The 17,284-nt window shown below is 47.7% G+C and carries 20 protein-coding genes; 7 read left to right on the forward strand and 13 right to left on the reverse strand.

Annotation, left to right across the window (positions count from 1 at the left end; genetic code table 11):
* Positions 1-59 precede the first annotated feature (59 nt).
* Both rpiA and phoU read left to right on the forward strand, forming a co-directional pair.
* On the forward strand, positions 60-719 hold the full coding sequence (gene rpiA, locus FG11_RS12755; RefSeq protein WP_020183489.1) for a ribose-5-phosphate isomerase RpiA: 660 nt from the start codon (positions 60-62) through the stop codon (positions 717-719).
* A gap of 82 nt (positions 720-801) precedes the next feature.
* Positions 802-1,506, forward strand: coding sequence for a phosphate signaling complex protein PhoU (gene phoU, locus FG11_RS12760; RefSeq protein WP_020183490.1), 705 nt, complete (start codon positions 802-804; stop codon positions 1,504-1,506).
* A gap of 99 nt (positions 1,507-1,605) precedes the next feature.
* On the opposite strand, the gene FG11_RS12765 is transcribed toward phoU, so the two are convergent.
* A complete protein-coding gene (locus FG11_RS12765) occupies positions 1,606-1,878 on the reverse strand; it encodes an oxidative damage protection protein (RefSeq protein WP_025223558.1) in 273 nt (90 codons plus the stop codon).
* A gap of 88 nt (positions 1,879-1,966) precedes the next feature.
* On the opposite strand from FG11_RS12765, the gene FG11_RS12770 reads away from it, so the two are divergent.
* Positions 1,967-2,368 carry a diacylglycerol kinase gene (locus FG11_RS12770; protein WP_020183492.1) on the forward strand — a complete coding sequence of 134 codons (402 nt, stop codon included), beginning with the start codon at positions 1,967-1,969 and terminating at the stop codon, positions 2,366-2,368.
* Here FG11_RS12770 and FG11_RS12775 read toward each other — a convergent pair.
* Positions 2,328-3,278 carry a LysR family transcriptional regulator gene (locus FG11_RS12775; protein WP_052185049.1) on the reverse strand — a complete coding sequence of 317 codons (951 nt, stop codon included), beginning with the start codon at positions 3,276-3,278 and terminating at the stop codon, positions 2,328-2,330. The genes FG11_RS12770 and FG11_RS12775 overlap by 41 nt on opposite strands.
* Before the next feature lie 106 nt (positions 3,279-3,384).
* Between FG11_RS12775 and FG11_RS12780 the strand changes: the two genes are divergently transcribed.
* Both FG11_RS12780 and FG11_RS12785 read left to right on the forward strand, forming a co-directional pair.
* On the forward strand, positions 3,385-4,392 hold the full coding sequence (locus FG11_RS12780) for a zinc-binding alcohol dehydrogenase family protein (protein WP_047535503.1): 1,008 nt from the start codon (positions 3,385-3,387) through the stop codon (positions 4,390-4,392).
* Positions 4,393-4,412: 20 nt separating this feature from the next.
* Positions 4,413-5,198, forward strand: a complete 786-nt coding sequence (locus tag FG11_RS12785; protein WP_047535505.1) for an SDR family NAD(P)-dependent oxidoreductase — start codon at positions 4,413-4,415, stop codon at positions 5,196-5,198.
* A gap of 43 nt (positions 5,199-5,241) precedes the next feature.
* On the opposite strand, the gene FG11_RS12790 is transcribed toward FG11_RS12785, so the two are convergent.
* The 7 genes from FG11_RS12790 to FG11_RS12820 form a co-directional block, all read right to left on the reverse strand.
* Positions 5,242-7,296, reverse strand: a complete 2,055-nt coding sequence (locus FG11_RS12790; protein WP_047535511.1) for a TonB-dependent receptor — start codon at positions 7,294-7,296, stop codon at positions 5,242-5,244.
* A 59-nt stretch (positions 7,297-7,355) separates the two neighbouring features.
* Positions 7,356-7,667: a hypothetical protein gene (locus FG11_RS12795; protein WP_047535513.1), complete on the reverse strand. Its 312-nt coding sequence runs from the start codon at positions 7,665-7,667 to the stop codon at positions 7,356-7,358.
* A gap of 128 nt (positions 7,668-7,795) precedes the next feature.
* Positions 7,796-9,229 carry a UbiA family prenyltransferase gene (locus FG11_RS12800; protein ID WP_020183498.1) on the reverse strand — a complete coding sequence of 478 codons (1,434 nt, stop codon included), beginning with the start codon at positions 9,227-9,229 and terminating at the stop codon, positions 7,796-7,798.
* A gap of 2 nt (positions 9,230-9,231) precedes the next feature.
* Positions 9,232-9,606: a hypothetical protein gene (locus FG11_RS12805; protein ID WP_020183499.1), complete on the reverse strand. Its 375-nt coding sequence runs from the start codon at positions 9,604-9,606 to the stop codon at positions 9,232-9,234.
* A gap of 14 nt (positions 9,607-9,620) precedes the next feature.
* Positions 9,621-10,856 (reverse strand): glycosyltransferase family 39 protein, encoded by a 1,236-nt coding sequence (locus tag FG11_RS12810; protein ID WP_160277166.1) that lies wholly within the window; start codon positions 10,854-10,856, stop codon positions 9,621-9,623.
* Between the two features lie 119 nt (positions 10,857-10,975).
* The gene (locus FG11_RS12815; RefSeq protein WP_025223565.1) at positions 10,976-11,326 is read right to left on the reverse strand and encodes a DOPA 4,5-dioxygenase family protein; all 351 of its coding nucleotides are present in this window, start codon (positions 11,324-11,326) and stop codon (positions 10,976-10,978) included.
* Positions 11,298-11,513 carry a hypothetical protein gene (locus tag FG11_RS12820; protein WP_036317525.1) on the reverse strand — a complete coding sequence of 72 codons (216 nt, stop codon included), beginning with the start codon at positions 11,511-11,513 and terminating at the stop codon, positions 11,298-11,300. The genes FG11_RS12815 and FG11_RS12820 overlap by 29 nt, the downstream gene beginning before the upstream one ends.
* A gap of 237 nt (positions 11,514-11,750) precedes the next feature.
* Here FG11_RS12820 and FG11_RS12825 point away from each other — a divergent pair, with 237 nt between their 5' ends.
* On the forward strand, positions 11,751-12,773 hold the full coding sequence (locus FG11_RS12825; protein ID WP_088177910.1) for a catalase family peroxidase: 1,023 nt from the start codon (positions 11,751-11,753) through the stop codon (positions 12,771-12,773).
* A gap of 59 nt (positions 12,774-12,832) precedes the next feature.
* Here FG11_RS12825 and FG11_RS12830 read toward each other — a convergent pair whose 3' ends face one another.
* From FG11_RS12830 to dapF, 4 genes are all read right to left on the reverse strand, one after another.
* Entirely contained in the window at positions 12,833-13,417 is a 585-nt protein-coding gene (locus FG11_RS12830) for a superoxide dismutase (RefSeq protein WP_025223567.1), read from the reverse strand.
* Between the two features lie 113 nt (positions 13,418-13,530).
* Entirely contained in the window at positions 13,531-14,412 is an 882-nt protein-coding gene (gene xerC, locus FG11_RS12835; protein ID WP_020183505.1) for a tyrosine recombinase XerC, read from the reverse strand.
* A gap of 16 nt (positions 14,413-14,428) precedes the next feature.
* Complete coding sequence (locus FG11_RS12840) at positions 14,429-15,070, reverse strand: DUF484 family protein (protein WP_025223569.1); 642 nt, start codon at positions 15,068-15,070, stop codon at positions 14,429-14,431.
* Between the two features lie 36 nt (positions 15,071-15,106).
* On the reverse strand, positions 15,107-15,937 hold the full coding sequence (gene dapF / locus FG11_RS12845; RefSeq protein ID WP_047535518.1) for a diaminopimelate epimerase: 831 nt from the start codon (positions 15,935-15,937) through the stop codon (positions 15,107-15,109).
* A gap of 179 nt (positions 15,938-16,116) precedes the next feature.
* Between dapF and metK the strand changes: the two genes are divergently transcribed.
* The gene (metK, locus tag FG11_RS12850; protein ID WP_047535519.1) at positions 16,117-17,280 is read left to right on the forward strand and encodes a methionine adenosyltransferase; all 1,164 of its coding nucleotides are present in this window, start codon (positions 16,117-16,119) and stop codon (positions 17,278-17,280) included.
* Positions 17,281-17,284: the final 4 nt, after the last annotated feature.

Raw genomic sequence — 17,284 nt, forward strand, 5'->3', positions numbered from 1 at the left:
GCGGTGTATGATATGAAATTATTTGTATTATAAAAGAAATAGTTAAGGATTTACTGAAAATGGCTTATACGCAAGACGAATTAAAGCAACAAGTAGCAAAAGCAGCAGTGGAATATGTCAAAGAAGGCATTATTGGAGTAGGCACAGGGTCTACTGCCAATTTCTTTATTGAAGAACTGGCGAAAGTAAAACACAAAATTGAAGGTGCCGTTGCAAGCTCAGAAGCCACTGCGCAGCGTTTACGTGGTCACGGGATTCAAGTGTTCGATTTGAACAATATTGACGGTATGGATATCTATGTGGATGGTGCAGATGAAATTACTGAACACATGCACATGTTAAAAGGCGGCGGCGGCGCACTGACACGTGAGAAAATTGTGGCGGCAGTGGCTAAAACATTTATCTGTATCTGTGATGAAACCAAATATGTGCCGGTGTTAGGTAAATTTCCGTTACCAGTAGAAGTGTTGCCAATGGCGCGTAGCCAAGTGGCGCGTGAGCTGGTAAAGCTAGGCGGTCAGCCAAAGCTGCGTGATTTCACGACAGACAACGGTAATGTGATTTTAGATGTGTATGGGTTGACGATTTCTGATCCAGTAGCGATGGAAGCCAAGATTAATCAAATCGTGGGCGTAGTGACCAATGGCTTGTTTGCAGCAAGACCTGCGAACGTATTGTTACTTGCAACGTCTGAAGGTGTGAAAACCTACAAAAAGTAATTAGGTAAAAAATAACAAAAACTATCATATTGTTGTCACAACTCTTTGATAAGTTTGCAAGATAATAAATTAGGATACACATATGCAATTTGAACACACCTCAAAACAATACGATGCCGAACTAGAAGCGGTACGCGCCAAAGTACTTGAAATGGGTGGCTTGGTGGAACAGCAAATTGTAAACGCACTCGAAGCTTTATTACGTGCTGATTTAAAGTTGGCTAGAGATGTGATGCAAAGTGATGCACGCGTCAACGCATTAGAAGTGCAGGTAGATGAGGACTGTAGCCACATCATTGCGCGTCGTCAGCCAGCTGCCGGCGACTTGCGCATGATTATGATGATGGTGAAAACCATTACTGATCTTGAGCGCATCGGTGACGAAGCGACCAAGATTGCACGTACGGCGCAGCGTATTTATGAAGAAGACCGCATGTTTAAACCGCGGTTTACTGAAATCAAAACCATGGTGAAAATTGTGCGTGAAATGCTACGCACTTCTTTAGATTCATTTGCCCGTTTGGATGTGAGTCAAACCCTAGAAGTGGCCAAGCAGGATGAGCAAGTAGATGAGCAATTCCGCGCTGCCATGCGTCAACTGATTACGTTTATGCTGGAAGACCCACGCACGATTTCGATGTCACTCGAAGTATTGTTTGTGGCCAAAGCGGTAGAGCGTATCGGTGACCACGCTAAGAATATTTCCGAGTACGTGGTGTACATGGTCAAAGGCAAAGATATTCGTCATACCAGCTTGCAAGATATCGAACGCGAAACGCTTTCTTGATTGCTTAGCTACATAAAAAAAGCACCTCATTGAGGTGCTTTTTTTATGTATGTATCACTGAGTTTTTAACTAAGTGTTTTAAACCTAGGTATTTAAAGTCTAGGGTTTTTCTGGGACATAGCCGCTAGCAGTATCGGCGCCATCCCCAAAAAAGTATTTTTCTGTTTGCTCGGATAAATACTTACGTGCGGAAGGATCTGCCAAACTCAAGCGGTTCTCGTTCACCAGCATGGTTTGTTGCTTGAGCCAGGCGGCCCATGCTTCTTTGGAAACTTGCAGGTAAATGCGTTTTCCAAGCTCACCCGGGTAGGGAGGGAAGTCCATTCCATCCAAATCTTTACCTAACTTAATACAATGTACTGTGCGTGCCATGTTGTGCCCTAACTGATTACGATTCATCACAAAACAATATGATAACGCATGTTAAAATAGCAGGATAACTTTTTGACCATATGATGCCATGAACGACTCAAATTCTAACTCTACCAGCCACCAAGAAAGTCCTTTTAAAGGTAAAACCGGTTTGCGCCGCTTGTTGAATGCCTTTGGTTACTCACTCGATGGCTTTAAGGCAGCTTTTAAGCATGAGGATGCATTCAGGCAAGAGGTGTTTTTGGCGTGTGTGCTGATCCCACTGGCTTTGTATTTGAGCCACGAGCCATTGCATCGCGCTTTGATGATCGGCAGTGTTTTTTTAGTGTTAATCGTCGAGTTGCTCAACTCTGCGGTTGAAGCAGTAGTGGATAGAGTTTCCATTGAGCGCCATGAGCTGGCTAAACGCGCCAAGGATATTGGCAGCGCTGCAGTGTTCATCGCACTACTCAATACTGTGGTGGTTTGGGGTTTGGTGTTACTAGGCTAGGTGATTGGTCGTTGGCCAAATACGCTTTAAACGCATTGTTTAAATAATCTAATAAGGCATGCGCTGCCGGCATCGTGCTCACACGTTGTGCGGTGATAAAGTGCAGTGGCACAGGCTCCGCGGCATAATCTTCTAGTGCGAGGATTAGTTTGCCAGCGCGCATATCGTCCAAGACATCGAGCTTGGATTTATAGGCAATACCTTCGCCGTCTACCGCCCATTGACGCACCATATCTCCATCGTCCGATACCTTATTGCCGCTGACCGTAACAACATATTTATCGTTGGCTTGTGCAAACTGCCATTTGTTGTGCACTACATTATTCAGCATAAAACATAAGCAAGTGTGCTGTGAGAGATCCTCTGGCTGCAAAGGCTTTCCATGCTGGTTAAAATACTCTGGTGAAGCACACACCACACGGTGGTTATCGGCAACAAGAGGGATGGCATATAAGCCGGAGTCACTAGGCGTGCCGTAGCGTATCGCCACATCCACCGGCATTTTGTATAAATCGAAGATGCGGTCACTCGGCATCATCTTGATTTCCAACTTGGGGTGTAAGCGCTGAAATGCATTCATGGCACTCCGCAACATGCCGCGCCCTAAGTCTGAAGGCATGGAAATGGATAATCGGCCACTGATTTCCCCTTGTTTCAGCGCAATCGCAGACTCACCTTGTTTGATTGCTTGCAGCGCAGCCTTGGCATGTTCTAAATATAGTTGACCGGCCTGCGTCATGCTTAAACTTCTGGTAGTGCGTACAAATAGTGTCGTGTTTAAGCTTTGTTCCAAGCGTTTAATCGCTATGCTCGCTACAGCAGGACTAATTTCCAGCGATTTGCTGGCTGCTGAAAATCCCCCGTGTTCGGCAACACGCACAAAGATTTGAATGTCATCTAGTCTTACCATACGATGTGATTATCAAAAAAATATTGAAAGTAAATTCGATAATACCATGTTTATTGTTAATAATTTAAGCCGTAGAATGCACTAAACATATAGGAAGGGATGCGGTATGAAAGCGGTTGGCTATTATCAAAACCGAGCAATCACACAAGCGGATGCGCTGGTGGATTTGGAACTGCCAATGCCACATGCGGAGGGGCATGACGTATTGGTGGAAGTGAAAGCTATCTCAGTCAATCCGGTGGATACCAAAGTCAGAAAAGGCATGGCGCCAGAGATTGGAGCCGCGAAAATATTGGGCTGGGATGCTACTGGCGTGGTGGCATCCGTAGGCAGTGAGGTCATCCAATTTAAGGCGGGTGATCGCGTCTGGTACGCAGGGTCACTTGCCAGAGCTGGTAGCAATAGTGAGTACCAATTGGTGGATGAACGCATTGTGGGCCATATGCCTAAGTCACAGAGTTTTGCAGAGGCGGCCGCTTTGCCATTGACCAGCTTAACCGCTTGGGAGCTTTTGTTTGATCGATTAGAAGTGCAACGCGCGCAGAGACCAGCATCGTTGCTGGTAATTGGTGCATCCGGCGGGGTCGGCTCAGTATTGGTACAGTTGGCTAAGCAGCTCACATCTCTGACGATTATTGCCACTGCTTCAAGGCCGGAGAGCACGGCATGGTTGCAAAGCATCGGGGCGCATCATGTCATCAATCACCATCAGAACATGCAAAGCCAGCTGGCGGCACTTGACATCACCGCCGTGGATTATGTGATTAGCCTGAATAAAACGGATCAGCACTTTGCGCAAATCGTGGAAATCATTCAACCGCAAGGCAAGTTTGCCTTAATTGATGACCCAGAATTGTTTGATGTGAGAAAACTCAAACGTAAAAGTGTGTCCTTACATTGGGAGTTGATGTTCACGCGCGCGTTGTTTAATACGCACGATTTGATCAGGCAGCAAGAGATATTGAATCAGGTTGCGCAATATGTCGACCAGGGTCTCATTAAGACGACACTTAATCAACACTTGGGGCGTATCAATGCGGCGCATCTGAAACAAGCGCACGCCTTGCTAGAAAGCCAGCAAGTGATTGGCAAGATTGTATTAGAAGATTTTTAATTTAAATAAGGAAAATACGTATGGACTTACAACTTAAAGGAAAGCGCGCATTAGTCAGCGGTTCTACAGCAGGCATTGGTTATGCCATCGCCGTGGCACTGGCAAATGAAGGTGCACACGTCATCGTCAATGGTCGTACACAGGCAGCTGTCGATAAAACGATCGAGAGTATTCGCCAAACCACAGGACAAACTGTACAAGGCTATGCTGGCGACCTAACACAGGCGAGTGTGGCCAATGCATTATTGGCGGCTTATCCCCAAGTGGATATTTTGGTCAATAATCTGGGCATTTTTGAACCCAAAGCTTTTGAAGAAATCCCGGATGAAGACTGGACACGTTTCTTTGACGTGAACGTGTTGAGTGGCGTGCGTTTGGCGCGTCAGTATTTGGCGGGGATGAAGCAAGCAAACTGGGGGCGTGTTATTTTTATCTCCAGCGAGAGTGGCGTGCAAATTCCGGCAGAGATGATTCATTACGGCATGACCAAGTCTGCACAAATCGCAGTGGCCAGAGGGTTGGCCGAAGCGGTAGCCGGTACCGGTATTACCGTGAATAGTGTATTGCCGGGCCCGACCAAATCACGCGGCGTGGAAGATTTTGTAGATGCGTTGGCGGCAGGCAAGTCGTTCGAAGCGTTTGAGCAAGAGTTTTTTGACAAGGTGCGTCCAACTTCGCTCATTAAGCGTTTTGCCACGCCGGAAGAGGTCGCTGCGATGGTGACTTATATTGCCAGTCCACTCGCGTCAGCCACTACGGGGGCTGCGCTTAGGGTAGATGGTGGTGTAATTAAGAGTGCGTTTTAAAGCGCAGAGGGCGTGATGCCCTCTGCAATGCAATGCGATGAGATTAGAAGTCTGCCCGTACGCCCACCAGTAGTGAGCGCTCACCTGCAGGTGAGATGTCTTTCAAGAACGAGGCGTGTTCGCGAATCTCTTGGTTGAGTAAATTGTTGGCCTTGGCAAATAATTCCACATGCGTTTTTACCGGTAGCTTATAGGTCAACAAGGCAGACACATTGGTGTAGCCATCCGTGGCTAACTCATTGTCTGCCGTGTTGTTTTGTTTAAATGCGTGCAAGACATCAATACGTGCGCTGAAGCTGCTAAATGCATATTGCAGGCCAGTGCCTAAACGTAATGGTGCAATGCGTGGCAGGTAGTCATTAGTATGCGTTTCTTTGGCGTGCACATAGTCACCACGCACTAGCCATTGCAGGTGATCGGTCAGTGTAAATTTTCCTTCCGCCTCTAAACCTTTAAACACGGCGGGCACTGCACGGAACTGGGCTTCTGGTAAGAACTCGCCCGGTTCGACTTCGATATCGTTCCCCGTGCTGAATAGGCCGATGAAATTGCTGAAGCGTGTGTAGTAAGCGCCAATGCTGAAGCTATGCAAACTATTTTTCCAGCGTAATTGCGCATCCACGCCGTTGGAGCGCTCGACATCAAAATTGGTATTGCCTACCTCAAATTGACCGGTCGCTACGTGCGCGCCGTTGGCGTATAGCTCGAAATAACTGGGTGCACGTTCATTGTGCGAAAGATTGCTGGTCACAGACCATTGTTCATTCAGGCTATATAAACCGCCCAAAGCAAAGCTGTGTGGGTTAAAACTATTCTCTTGCCCAGCACCAAAGTTAGCATTGGTTTTAGAATCTACCGTGGTATGGCCCAGACGACCACCAAACGTGATTTTATGTTTGGCTTCTGCAGTGCCTAGTGGTAGTTCTTCATACACATAAAGTGCTTTGTTTTGCGTGTTCACGCTGGGCACAAACGCTTCTTCGCCAAGCGCCTCAAAATTAGTGTTGCTAAATTGGTAGCCAATCACGCCGTTTAATCCAGCAATCGGCGCATGTCCCGCTTCAAAACTTCCCTCAATGCCGCGATTTTTGAAAGTGGTGCCAATCTCACCATCTTCCAGTTCGCTATGCTCATAATCGGTATGTGCCAAGCGGAACTTCACGCGGTGAATGACAGGGCCTAAATCGGTAAACTCGCTGGCGATGTCCCAACGTTGGCTTTGCATATCAATGCGCACCGCTTCTTCCGCCACCACGCCGTAGTTATTATTGAGTGTAGAGACGGAGGCGCCGATATAGCCATTGTCAAAGGTCAATGCTGCACCCAACGCTGCGCCATCGCCATCGGCACTACTATTCACAAGCTTGCCCTTGTTTTCACGAGGCGTGCCATCGGCCTCACTTTTGCGGCGGGATACAGCAAAGCCGGTAATATCTAAATCATCGGTCTTGCGATTGTATACATCGGCATGAATGGCAAATTGACCGTTACCAGCATCCACGACTGCGGCTGCATTGCGTGTGCTGTCAGCTCCGCCGAATCTTGCTTCGGCACGTCCGGTCACACCGTCTAGTTGCTCCTTGGGAATGCGATGATCAATCGCATTGACTACGCCACCCACCGCGCTACCACCGTAGAGCAAAGCAGCTGGCCCACGCACTACATCAATTTGTTCGATAATCAGCGGGTCTATTCCTACCGCATGATCAAAACTAAGGCTAGATGCATCCAATACACCAATACCATTTTGCATAATGCGTACGCGCTCGGCATCCAAACCGCGGATCACTGGCCGTGAGGCATTGGGCCCAAACTGCGTAGCGGTCACACCGGGAATACCGTTGAGCGTTTCACCTAGGGTACCCTCACGGCGTAGGCTCAGCTCACGGCCATTGAGTACAGAGACTGGCACCACTAGCTCATCTGAAGCCACCCCCAGCGGATTGCCTGTCACAGGAATACTCTCCAAATGAATGGCATTAGCGTCATCGGCGAGTGCGGCATGACTAATCAGACAACTCACAATCAGTGGTATGGATTTTAATTTTAAAGCAGTGGGTGCAACATGAGCACGCGTATAGGGTGAGTTTGGCAACATTGAAACATCCTCAAATAAATAGCAGAAAGCCAACCAATTTTGGTTGGGAGCATTAAGATTTAATTGAGGTAAACAGGGGGTGCGCGGGCGCGATAGGTGGCAGGTGCAGTGGATAGATACTGTTGGACAAATGCGACAGCAAGCTGAAACGTTGCCTGCAACAACGGAATAGTAAACGTGTGTACCAATGTGCCAGCTGCGGATTGTGCATAGGCTAAACACTGGCTACATTGATCCGGGCTTGTGTGCTGATCGGGTTGTGTCTGTTGTGTAGTATTGCTGAAATGGCTGATTTCATGCGTAGCTGCGCCTATTTGCGTGAATGCAAATAGGACAACGAGTACGACATGAAGGACTAGCTTATGCAACATAATTGCATTTTAGCAGGAGAATGCTCAGATTCAAATAGGGAAAGTGAGAATGAATAAGGCTACCCTGAGGTAGCCTTATTCATTACAAAGTTAGAGCAGTCTAATTGCTAGCGTCAGATAACCTAGTATTAGGCGAATAATGCGGCCGCAAAAATAATGGCGGAGAGTGCAATCACCGTGAGGCTTTGCCAGTCTTTGGCGGCAAACACCACTGGGTCATCATCTACCTGACCGCGGTGCGCTTTCATCCACATACGGCTAGTCCAGTAGAGAATAATGGCAGGAATCAGCCATAGCCACATGGTGTTGGGGTACATTTGGCTGGTTTCCGGGCTATTGATATATAGCGCCAAAATGAGTACCGAGCCTAAACCAGCACTTACTCCAATTGCCATCAGCACAGGTAAGTCTTCAACCGAGTAGCCACGGCCGGCTGGTTCCTTTTTATTGGCTTGTAGCGTAATCAGTAGCTCCGAGTAGCGTTTGACCATCGCCAAACTTAGGAAGATAAACATTGAGAATGCCAGCAACCAAAATGAAGGCGTAATGTTGGTGGCGGCAGCGCCGGCAATAATGCGCATGGTATATAGCCCGGCCAGCATCATCACATCCACAATGACTTGCCGTTTTAAGCGGATAGAGTAAGCCAGTGTCATCACAAAATAGGCCAACAGCACTAACATAAACTGCATGGGCAATAAGTAAGCAATCGCAAAAGCCAGAGCCAGCAAAGCCGGTACCATCAATATACCTTGCCAGAGTGGAATAGTGCAGGCGGCAAAAGGACGTTTGCGCTTACGGATATGTTGTCGATCTGATTCTAGATCAAGTAAATCGTTGAGCACATAGACGGCAGAGGCACACAGGCTAAATGCCACAAATGCAAGGCCAACTTGCGCTAAACCTTGGATAACGCTCAGTTGATGGGCCGCTAATAATGGGACGACAATGAGCAGGTTTTTAAGCCATTGGTGTACGCGTAAAGCGCGCACATAGACTAGCAGTCCGGCAGACTTGGGCTGAATATGGGCAACAACGGGTATCGTCTGTTTGGCTAATTGCTGCACCAAATGTTGCTGTGCGGAAACTACGATGGCACCGGAGGTGTGAGCCCACACTTGCATGTCTACCTGCGTATCTCCTGCGTATTCAAAGCCTTTTTCGCCAAACAATTTAACCAAGTGATCCGCTTTGCGATGACCGGAGAGATTGACTGTTTGTGAGGTGCCGATCACTTGATCGAAACAGCCTAAATGGTCGGCAATGCCATCTGCCCATACTTGTGGCGAGGCAGTCGCCAGCACCGTTGTTCTGCCCGCAGCTCGCGCATCCACTGCCAATTGCACCACTTCGTCTCGGTAAGGCAGTGTGGCCCAGTTAAACTCTACTTTTTCGGCAATGCGGTTTTTTAAATAGGCCTTGCCTTTGAGTAACCAAAAAGGCAGAAATAGCAAGCCGATGGGATATTGTTTGAGCATAAGAAAAAACGCTTCATACAGTAGATCCGTTGCGATCAGCGTACCGTCGCAATCAACGCATAAAGGGTGCTTATTGTTATTCATGTTTATCCTTGTGCCATGATGGCGACGCCAAGCGCAATACATAAAGTGCCAATGACCTTAGCGGTGCTGAGCACTTCACCATTAATAAAAAATGCCAGTAGCATGGTGACCACAAAGCCCAAGCCCACAAATGGGTAGGCAAAACTCACATCAACTCTAGCCAGTACCAATAGCCAAACCGCAGCACTGGCAAAATACAGCGTCAATCCGCCAATCACATACAGGTTGCTACAAATAGACTTAAACATGGCGAGGCTATCTCCCAACTGAATGGTGGCCAGTACGTTGGGGCTGCTCATGCCTGTTTTGAGCACAATTTGTGCGATAGACGAAAGCAGAACACTGCATAGAATAAGAAGGATCAGGGTGGTGCTCATGTCGGAAAGCTTTCTCATAAAGTTGGGGTATTCAATAGAGGTGGGGAATGTCTGCGTTGAAGGATTTGCTCAATGGCATAGGCTGCAAAAATGGCAATAAACGGGTCAAGTGGCAAATGGTATCGATCCTGCGCCACAGTGAATATGGGGAGAACAAAGAAAAACGCGCTGACCGCGAATAGCACATGGTGCCAAGGCAAGGGTTTGCGCTTGCATAGGTAATAGAAGCCCAAGAGCGCGCAGCTTATCATCAGCCACCAATACAATGTAGATAGCAGCTTGAGTACGAGCAGGCTGGTGCTATTCAGATGCTTATATAAATCGCCGTTCCAAACAATGCCGATTGTCTCAGATTTATACGTAGTGATCGCCCGTTTCACCATCAGCTGCAAATAACTGAGCGGATTATGTGCGATGAAATCGACGGCTTGTTGCTTAAAATAACGGTCTCTTGCGACTTCATTCTCAAAGGCAATTTCGGGCAGTTCCATGTAGCCGCCATTGGATTGCGGGTTGTTGCCCATCCATAGATTGACCCCACCATTGGCTGAGACCAGTACAAACTGGTGAAATAAAGTATGGTTACGATACACCCAAGGCGCGAACAGGATGGCGGCAGTAATCACCGCGATTGCGCCATGCACAATAGCATGCCGTAGTTTTTCGCCTGAAAACCAGCTGAGCGCTGGGAATAGAGCCAACAAGGGTAGCGCAGTGGGGCGAATATACGTGGCGGCACAAATGCATGCGCCCCACAGAATTGCCCGAAAGGTCGGTTGGAGTTGTTTGGAGCCCCATATATAAATAGCGGCCAGAATAAAGAAAATAAAAATAAGCTCACTGGCCAGAATGGTCGTAAACTCAATCAGGATAGGCCAACATGCAATGAAGATGGCAGTGAGGTTGGCTGCGACTTTACTTAAATAACGTGCTGCAATGGCATGTGCTAACCAGACAATGGCCGTACCAATCACAAGATTAAACAGTACGATAGGCAAGAACGATTTGCCAAACAAGAAGTAGAGTGCGGCATAGATGGCTGAAGTGCCGACTGGCCAATACACAGTAAGGTTGCCTGCCGGAAAAGCATAACCTTTGCCTGATGCAATACTGTGTGCAAATGCGTTATACAGGTAAGAATCGGCGACAGGGTCTACTGCCACTAAAAATGCCCATACAGCACGCACTACAAAAGCAATGATGCAGATTGACAGTATGTTAAATCGAGCAAGGCTATTGAACGCAGTCATGCAATACATGAGTCTGGAAGAGTTAATAAGAGATTAACAAATTTTTACGCCCATTTGTTGTTCTCTCGCGCAATCTATGTAGATTTTGTACGATTTCCCCCCAAATGGGGAGGGTGCGCTTACCGCAATACCTCAAGTTTAAGTGGTAGCGGCGTGCCCAGCCATTTTGCCTCTGCCGTATGTGCCAGATAATCATCTGCCAATAATGGGTGAATCAGCACAGATAGGCCTTGCCGTAAGGTGTCTATGCTGGCCATGGCGTAGTTGATGCAATCTGCGGGAATATGCAGCTCAAACATAGGTTTGGGGTGTGGCCCAATCGACATGGGAATGAGCTGGCCGCGGTAAGTCAGCTGCGGAATATCTTGGATAATCTGTTCACGCACTTGGGCTGCCAGCGCTGTTTGCTGTATATCAAAGTAAACATGGGCATGAAACGTGTTAATCGCGTAAGTGGTTGTCTTTTGCATAAACTTGCTTTAGCAGGGCGCGGCCCTGTATTCCTATCAGTAGACCGATAAATATTGCCAGCATGGCATACATCATGGTGAACAATACCTCATTGTAGGTTTGTCTATCAATACTATCCGCATATTTAAACAGCGCGATGATGCATAAGGCCAAACCAATCAGCGTGGCCCAGGTGGCTATGAGCAAACATAGCAGGCCGAAAAACTTTTTAAGTCGACAATTGTGGATGTGATGGTAATGGGGAAGCATGGCGCAAGAACTTAACGATGCATGGCAAGATGATTTGATGAAAAGATAGTCAGCTAGTGTAGACCCATGACTAGACCATTGAACACACGCAAGACACGATGTTTTGTAAAAAATTATTGATATACTGACTCATCAGCCATTGTTATCGTTTAAACATCACTCAAGGAGCCCGTCATGATCTTGCATCAAAAAGCCGTATTTAAGTTTATTGTGGCCGCATATTGTGTTTCAAGTATCAGTTTAAGTGTGGCGGGTGAGGCCATACCCGAGAGCAGCAAGCCGGTTACGGAGCAGCTAGTCAATACGCTGACTAAGTTATCTGGCGGCCCACATGCAGGCTATCGTGCTAATCATGCAAAAGGCTTGGTGGTCAAAGGCGAGTTCACGCCTGCAGTATCTGCCGCCAGCGTGACGAAAGCGGTGCATTTGCAAAGTGCAGCTACGCCAGTGATTGTGCGTTTTTCCAACGCTACAGGCGTGCCTAATATCCCGGATGCCGACGGCAATGCTTTTCCCAAAGGGATTGCCATACGTTTTCAATTGGCCGATGGTAGCTATACCGATATCGTGAGTATTTCTGTCAATGCCTTTCCTGCCGCTACGCCAGAGGATTTTCTAGGCTTACTCAATGCGGTGGCCGCGTCGGGGCCAGGTGCAGCCAAACCAAGCCCGGTAGAACAGTTTTTGGGAAGCCATCCGGCAGCGTTAAAGTTCGTCACGACACCTAAACCTGCGCCAGTGAGTTTTGCCACACAAGCGTTTTATGGCGTGAATGCGTTTAAATTTACCAATGCCAAAGGCGAGGTGAGCTATGGCCGCTATCGCATAGAACCCGTCAATGGACAGCAATTTTTGAGTAAGACAGAGCAAGAGAAAGCTGCACCGGATTATCTGATGCAAGAGCTCCCAGCCAGATTAATGAAAGAGGCCGCGAGTTATCGTATTTCTGTGCAGCTGGCCGATGCGGGTGACGAAGTGAATAACGCCACTGTCATTTGGCCTGATACTAGACGTGTGGTGGAGTTGGGCATGCTGACTATCCGTGCGGTGGATGCGGACGGCAAGACCTTTGAAAAAAACAATATGTTCAATCCGCTTGTATTGGTAGATGGCATTGAGCCAAGTGCCGATCCTATCTTGCTAGCGAGGCCATCGGCATACGCAGTCAGTTATGGCCGTAGGTTGAGTGGGCAATAATCAGCAAGTAATAAAAAAAAGGCGCTATTGAGCGCCTTTTTTATCATCCACTTTACAGATTAAGCAGCAAAATTAGCAGCAGCAAAATCCCAGTTCGCTAATGAAGCTAAGAATACTTCAACGAACTTAGCACGCGCATTGCGGTAATCAATGTAATAAGCGTGTTCCCACACATCAATGGTCAATAATGCGGTATCGGCAGTCGTCAATGGGGTGCCAGCTGCACCAGTGTTGACAATGTCTACTGAGCCATCGGCTTTTTTCACTAACCATGTCCAGCCAGAACCAAAATTGCCTACGGCTGAAGCTTGAAATGCTTTTTTGAACTCGTCAAAAGAGCCCCATTTTTTGTTGATCGCATCGGCCAATGCGCCAGTAGGTGCGCCGCCACCGTTTGGTGTTAAGCTGCTCCAAAAGAAGGTGTGGTTCCAGATTTGTGCAGAATTGTTATAGATGCCACCGGAAGATTTTTTGATGATGTCTTCCAAACTACTGTTTTCAAACTCTGTGCCTTTGATCAGGTTGTTCAAATTGGTGACATAAGTTTGGTGGTGCTTACCGTAGTGAAACTCTAGAGTTTCTTCTGAAATATGAGGCGCTAAAGCATTTTTAGCATAGGGCAGTGCTGGTAGTGTATGTTCCATGGTTTTTTTCCTAACAGGTTAAAAATTATTATTGGCACGTCTGAATGGTCACGTCTTAATCTTATAGATGCGCCCAATGGGTGACAGTTTCAAGGCCTAAATCAAATTTTTATTCATTTCTTTTTCGCGCGCGGGTGTGCGGCGTCATACACCTTGGTGAGATGTTGGTAATCTAAATGCGTATAGACCTGCGTGGTGCTGATGTTGGCGTGCCCAAGCATTTCTTGCACTGCACGCAAATCTCCACTGGATTGCAATACATGTGTGGCAAAGCTGTGACGTAACATATGCGGATGCACGGCAGTATGTAAGCCTTGTTTAATCGACCAGGCTTTCATGCGGTATTCAATATTACGTCCAGAAATACGTCGGCCTTGCTTGCTGATAAACACCGCTTTTTCGCTGGGGTTGCGCATGAGCATGCTGGCGCGCAATGGCAGCCAAGTTTGAATGGCCTGCGCGGCATGTGTGCCTATGGGCACGATGCGCGTTTTATTGCCCTTACCTGTGACCAGTACCGTGCCTTCAGAAAAGTCGATATGGTCGATATTCAATCCAACCAACTCGCTCAAGCGCAGACCGGAAGAATAAAACAACTCCAAGATGGCATGGTCACGTTGGCTTAGGACATCATCCTCTTGAATATCCACCAGTTTAGTGGCTTGCTCAATGGATAGTGCTTGCGGTAGCGTTTTGGGGGATTTCGGCGCGCGCATGCCAATCACTGGGTTATGCTTAAATTGGTGACGTTGCACTAAGTAATCAAAGAAACCGCGCCAGCTGGACAACATGCGGGCAATGCTTTTGCCGCCGAGCCCTTTGCCGTGCAAGGTGGCCACGTATTTGCGCACTTGTGCTACTTGTATGCTGCTCAATGCGCTAGGCTGGCTAAGTGACAGTAACTGCTGAATGTCACGCGCATAGTTGTTGCGCGTGTTGTCGCTCAAGCCGCGCTCAAAATGTAGAAAGTCTAGGTATTGATTGAGGTAATCCAATGTTGATGAATATAGTTTAATTGATATAGCGTAATAGGGATGCGCTCACCAACTCACCTATACGAGATAAAAACAGCGTGCCCATACCTGGGTAGAAGCGGGTTGCATTGGCGCTCGGTAATACCAATACGCCAAACGTGTCTTTGCCGCGCATCGGAATAATCGCGATAGAGGCGGGCGGCTCGCTAAACCAGCCTGCAATATCCACACTGGGCATGGGGCCACAATAAGGTTGCGATAAATCTTTTGCCCAGTTTTTCAAGGCATCGTCCGCCACGATAAAAGCGCTGATGCTATCTGCCAACAGGCTAGAGCTAGACCAAAGCTTGAGCTGGCTGTCAGGTAAGTCAAAGTAATCACGTAAATAAGCCGTCAGATGTGCGTTTAATTGCTCAAAATTGGGCGCGCCCAACAAGCCAATGGTGAGCCTGTGCACTTTGTCGGCAGTCGCTTCATTTTCTTCCGCATTCAAAATCAATTCCGTGAATTTAGATTCCAGAATGCGGATTTTGTCGCGCTGTGCCAATTGCTGGCGTTGTGCTAGCGAAATCGCGCCATCGCCATGCGGGCTGGGCAAAAAGATTTCGGCGAGCAAATGCGCGTTGTGCTCAAAAAACTCTGGGTGCGCTTTTAAATAGGCTTTGATTTCATTTTCCATACGTGACTTTCTGGTGCTTAAGTTAAATATTATGCGTTAAATATTGATTTCGCCATCGAATACGATTTCTGCGGGGCCGGTCATCATCACAGGTTTTCCTTCACCCTCCCAAGCAATGTTGAGATTGCCGCCCCGGGTGTTGACCAGTACCGGAGAGGACAGTAAGCCAAGCTGAATGCCACTCACAGCGGCAGCACATGCACCGGTGCCGCAGGCCAAGGTTTCGCCACTGCCACGCTCATACACCCGTAAGTTGATTTCATGTGGACTTACGACTTGCATAAATCCAGCATTCACGCGTTGCGGAAAACGCGGATGTGCTTCTATTTGCGGGCCATATTCAGCCACAGGGGCTGTGTTCACATCGTTCACGACCGTCACCGCATGGGGATTGCCCATGGAGACTGCGGATATCTGTATCTCCGCTTGTGCCAGCGCTAGCGGGTACAAGGTTTGTTGTGCAGCTGCGTCAAATGGAATTTGCGCGGGCGCAAATTTTGGTGCGCCCATGTTCACGGTCACTTGGCCATCGTCTTGCAGTTTGAGCGTGATCACACCACTGGCAGTTTCGACCGTGATTTCATGTTTTTTCGTTAAATGCTTATCCACTACAAAACGCACAAAACAACGTGCACCATTGCCGCATTGCTCTACTTCGCCACCATCGGCATTAAAAATGCGATAACGGAAATCGACATTGGGCGTAGCGGTTTTCTCTACCATCAGTAATTGATCGCAACCCACGCCAAAGTAACGATTAGCGATGTGTCGGATTTGTGCTGCAGTGAGTGAAATGGGCTGGGTATAACTGTCAATTACAACAAAATCGTTGCCAGCGCCCTGCATTTTTGTAAAGTTAAGTTTCATATTGCCGATGATAGTGCATAGTGTTGCGTGGAAGTTAGCACGCCCGTACAAAATAATTTTTATGGGGTGCGAACTTAATTTCTACTACAATACCAAATTCGTTGTCCTGATGCACTTGCTTTAGCCTTTAGTCGGTGTGTCATTTCAAACTTTTTTAATATACATTTTCAAGGCGCAACATGACTCAATATCTTTTTACTTCCGAATCTGTTTCCGAAGGACACCCAGACAAACTCGCTGATCAAGTATCTGACAGCATTTTAGACGCTATTTTAGCGCAAGACCCCACCGCACGAGTGGCTGCGGAAACGCTCGCCAATACTGGTTTGGTCGTGTTGGCCGGTGAAATTACCACTACCGCCAATGTAGACTACATAAAAGTCGCACGTGATGCGATTAAGCGCATCGGCTACGACAACACAGAGTATGGCATTGACTACAAAGGTTGTGCCGTATTGGTGGCTTATGACAAACAATCTCCCGACATTGCACAAGGCGTAGACAATGCAAATGATGACCCGCTAGACCAAGGCGCAGGCGACCAAGGTTTGATGTTTGGTTATGCGGTGAATGAGACGCCGCAATTGATGCCACTGCCGATTTGGCTCAGTCACCGTATCATGGAGCGCCAATCGCAATTGCGTAAAGATGGCCGTTTGCCATGGCTGCGTCCAGATGCAAAATCACAAGTGACCATTCAATATGCTGATGGCAAGCCACACAAAATCGATACGGTCTTGGTATCCACACAACATTCGCCAGAAATGACATTAGAGGCGATTCGCGAAGCGACGATTGAAGAAATCATCAAACCCATGTTGCCGCAAGAGCTCATCAAAGGCGAGATCAAATATTTGGTGAATCCAACCGGCCGTTTTGTGGTGGGTGGCCCGCAAGGAGATTGTGGTTTAACGGGTCGTAAAATCATTGTGGATACTTATGGTGGCGCAGCACCGCACGGTGGTGGTGCTTTCTCTGGTAAAGATCCTTCTAAAGTAGACCGTTCAGCCGCTTATGCAGGCCGTTATGTGGCTAAAAACATTGTGGCTGCAGGCTTGGCTGACAAGTGCTTGGTACAAGTGAGCTATGCGATTGGTGTGGCCCAACCTACCAGCGTGATGGTGGAGACATATGGCACTGGCAAGGTGTCGAACGAAGTATTGACAGCCTTAGTGCTTGAGCATTTTGATTTACGTCCAAAAGGCATCGTCAAAATGTTAGATTTATTGCGTCCAATTTATGCAAAAACAGCAGCCTATGGCCACTTTGGACGTGACGAGCCTGAGTTTACTTGGGAAAATACAGATAAAGCGGCAGCATTGCGTGCGGCGGCTGGTTTGTAAAGAA

This window comes from Methylotenera sp. N17 (assembly GCF_000799155.1).
In the GTDB taxonomy this organism is placed as follows: domain Bacteria; phylum Pseudomonadota; class Gammaproteobacteria; order Burkholderiales; family Methylophilaceae; genus Methylophilus.